This is a genomic window from Variovorax sp. GW531-E2 (assembly GCF_059423125.1).
In genome coordinates this window covers 1-3,647 of sequence record NZ_JBWKXQ010000118.1, presented here as the reverse complement: position 1 = coordinate 3,647, position 3,647 = coordinate 1, and the positions used below count along the sequence as shown (strand labels likewise).

Here is a 3,647-nt window from a genome sequence, read left to right as displayed (position 1 = left end):
CTGGGTGGGGAGGTGGGGGTTCTGCGACTTGTGCGCCATGCCGCCGGTGGGGGCGATGGTCACGATCACTTTGCGCTTCGACATGCTCGGGAACTCCTGGTGTCTTTCATGGGGGCGCGCCATTATTTTTTGGAGTGCGTTTGTACTCAGTCATCGCGACGACATTCGGGGGCAGGGTTTACGCGGCGCCAGCCGCTAAAGTTGCCCCTGCGCTGTTGCGCACAAAGGAGCACCCTCTATGAAATTTCTGCCTCTCCTGCTGGCCGCCGCGGCCGCGTTCACCACCCTCGGCGCTGCCGCGCAACCCGCGGGCCCCGCCACCTGCGACGCCAAGCGCGAGGCCATCGGCCGCGACATCGAGATGGCCCAGTCCAAGGGCCAGAAGCAGCGCGTGCGCGGGCTCGAAACCGCGTTGGCGGAAGTGAACCGCAACTGCACCGACGCCAAGCTGGCGGCCGAGCACCAGAAGCGCATCCGCGCCCAGGAGCGCAAGGTGGCCGAGCGCGAGCGCGACCTGCGCGCGGCGCAGGAGAAGGGACGCGCCAGCAAGATCGCCGACCGCGAGAAGAAGCTGCACGAAGCGCAGGCCGAGCTGCAGCAGCTCAAGGGCGCGCAGTAAATAAAAAAGACAGCATGCCCCCGACCAAGCCGGCGATCCCCTCGGCCTCCCTGACCATTCCCCAGCTGCTGCAGGGCTCGGCCTGGTTCCCGCTGCTCGACGTGGGCGCGGGCGAGCGCGTGCTCGACGAGATGCGCGAGGTCGAGGTGGCCGCCGGCGCCGCGCTGTGCCGGCGCGGCGACACGCCGCTGCACTGGTACGGCACGCTCGAAGGGCTGCTCAAGTGGTCGATCACCTCCAGCGACGGCCGCTCGGTCACGCTGGGCGGGCTGTCGGTGGGCAGCTGGTTCGGCGAAGGCACGCTGCTGCGCGCCGTGCCGCGCTCGGCCGACATCATCGCGCTGCGGCCCAGCCGCGTGGCGCAGCTGCCGCTGGAGACCTTCGAGTGGCTGCACCGCACGCAGCGCGGCTTCGATCACTTTTTGCTGCAGCAGATCAACGAGCGGCTGCACTGGTTCATGGGCAGCTACGCCGCGCACCGCCTGCTCGACGCCGACAGCCAGGTGGCGCGCGCGCTGGCCGGCCTGTTCCACCCGTGGCTGCATCCGGGCAGCGAGCCGCATCTGCAGACTTCGCAGGAAGAGATCGCCAACCTGTCGGGCGTGTCGCGCCAGCGCTGCAACGCGGCGCTCAACCGGCTGAAGGAGGCCGGGTTCCTGCACATCGAGTACGGCGGCATCACCGTGACCGACCTCGAAGGCTTGCGCCGCTTCATCCAGGAGTGAGTGACTCCCTCTCCCCGAGGGGAGAGGAAGCCGGAGCCGCTCAGCGCTTGTGGTGCGACGCCGCCAGCTCGTACACCGGCGTGTCGATCCCTTCCATGCGCGCCTTCAGCTGCAGCGCCAGGAACTGCGAGTAGTGGCGCGACTGGTGCAGGTTGCCGCCGTGGAACCACAGCTGGGGCACCTGCGTCGGCTTCCACATGTTGCGCAGCTCGCCCTCCCACGGGCCCGGGTCCTTCGGCGTGTCGGAGCCCAGGCCCCAGCACTTGCCGACCTTGTCGGCGATCTCGGGCGAGATCAGGTCGGCCAGCCAGCCGTTCATCGAGCCGTAGCCCGTGGCGTACACCAGCAGGTCGGCCGGCAGCTCGGTGCCGTCGGTGAGCGTGACCGAGTGTGCGTTCACGCGCTCGATGTTCACGCCGCTCTTGAGGTGGATGCTGCCGTTGGCCACCAGCTCCGAGGCGCCCACGTCGATGTAGTAGCCCGAGCCGCGCCGCAGGTACTTCATGAACAGGCCCGAGCCGTCCACGCCGAAGTCGAGCAGGAAGCCGGCCTTCTCCAGCCGCGCGTACAGGTCGGCGTCGCGCTTCTTCATCTCCTCGTACACCGGGATGTGGAAGGTGTGCATGATCTTGTAGGGCACCGAGGCGAAGATCAGGTCGCCCTTGTGGTGGTCGATGCCGCTCTTCACCGCCTGCTCGGAATACAGCCCGCCCAGTGCCAGCTCCATGAGCGACTGCGAGGGCGCGATGTGGGTGGACGAGCGCTGGACCATCGTCACGTCGGCGCCGTGCTCCCACAGCGCCGCGCAGATGTCGTGCGCCGAGTTGTTCGAGCCCAGCACCACGCACTTCTTGCCCGCGTAGGCCTCGGGCCCGGGGTGCTGGCTGGAGTGGTGCTGGTCGCCCAGGAAGTTCTCGGCGCCCGCCACCTTCGGCACGTTCGGATAGCCCGACACGCCGAGCGCGAACACCAGCTGCTTCGGGCGCAGCGTCACGGGCTTGCCTTCGCGCTCCACCTGCACCTCCCAGCGCTGCGTGGCCTCGTCGAAGCGCGCCTTGGTGGCGTTCGTGGAGCTCCAGTAGTTGAGCTCCATGATCTTGGTGTACATCTCGAGCCAGTCGCCGATCTTGTCCTTGGGCGCGAACACCGGCCAGTCGTCGGGGAAGGGCATGTAGGGCAGGTGGTCGTACCAGACCGGGTCGTGCAGGCACAGCGACTTGTAGCGCTTGCGCCAGGAGTCGCCGGCCTTGGCGTTGCGCTCCACGATGATCGTCGGCACGCCCAGCCGCCGCAGCCGCGCCCCCAGCGCGATGCCGCCCTGGCCGCCGCCGATGATCACCACCTCGGGCTGCTCGGTGTAGCCCAGCGCGGCCTCTTCGTCGCGGCGCTTCTCGAGCCAGTTCTTGCGGCCCTTGTGCACGCCGTGCTCCGCGCCCTTGATGCGGTTGTCGCCGGTCTTTTCCTCGAAGCCCTTCAGCTCGGTCATGGTGGTGAGCAGCGTCCAGGCCTTGCCATTGCGCAAGCGCACGTGGCCGCGCCCGCGCGCCACGCGCGTCTCGAAGCCGAACCACGCATCGACCACGCCGTCGGCCTCGGTCGCCTCGCCTTCGAGCGCGAAGGCCGTGGGCTGCGTGTCGGCCAGGCGCGCCTGCAGCATCGCGCGGATGGCGCCCGCGCCTTCCTGCGTGCGGATGTTCCAGGTGAAGGCGACAAGGTCGCGCCAGTAGCTGTCGGCCTCGAACAGCGAAACGGCCGCATCGATGTCGCCGCGCGCGAGCGCGGCGGCGAAGTCGGCCAGCCATTGGGCGGCGGCCCGGGTGGAGCCGGTGGTCGGGTCTGTCATTGCATGTCTCCGTGTGTCGTTGAACGAATCGAATCGAATCGCGGCGCGGCAAGGCGCACGCGAAGGGCGTGGCGCAGCTTTCGTGCCGCGTGAGGCACGACGAAGAATCAAGGGGTTGGCGGGAGTTTTGTCGCAGGCGGCGGTCGCGTCGCATGCGCCGTGCGACGGACATGCGATGCGGTTGAGACAGGCCGGCGAGCCCACTGAACAGAGGAGGAAAACTTTTGAATTAAATTTTCTGCGGACGCATCCGCTGTGCCGTGAAAGCTGTGGCGCGGTGGCCACTTCGGCGTGAACTTTCGGTTATGAATCAAAAGCCTTCGTTACATTTGTGCGGACTTTCGGCGCCGCCGGAAGCGCACAAAAAATCCATACAAAGGACGAGGGACACATGAGGGCACACATCGGAACCGCGCTCGCCGCGGCAGTGGTGGCGCCGGGGCGTGCCTTGCGCGGCGCG

The 3,647-nt window shown here is 67.9% G+C and carries 3 protein-coding genes; 2 read left to right on the top strand and 1 reads right to left on the bottom strand.

All coding sequences use genetic code 11. The annotated features are described in order from the left end of the window. Window positions 1–238: 238 nt before the first annotated feature. Together AC07XP_RS32045 and AC07XP_RS32040 are read left to right on the top strand one after the other, a co-directional pair. Entirely contained in the window at window positions 239–619 is a 381-nt protein-coding gene (locus tag AC07XP_RS32045; protein WP_495266931.1) for a DUF1090 domain-containing protein, read from the top strand. 14 nt (window positions 620–633) lie between these two features. Then, a complete protein-coding gene (locus AC07XP_RS32040; protein WP_495266930.1) occupies window positions 634–1,344 on the top strand; it encodes a Crp/Fnr family transcriptional regulator in 711 nt (236 codons plus the stop codon). A gap of 40 nt (window positions 1,345–1,384) precedes the next feature. On the opposite strand, the gene AC07XP_RS32035 is transcribed toward AC07XP_RS32040, so the two are convergent. Then, window positions 1,385–3,187, bottom strand: a complete 1,803-nt coding sequence (locus AC07XP_RS32035; RefSeq protein WP_495266929.1) for an NAD(P)-binding domain-containing protein — start codon at window positions 3,185–3,187, stop codon at window positions 1,385–1,387. Between the last annotated feature and the right edge of the window lie 460 nt (window positions 3,188–3,647).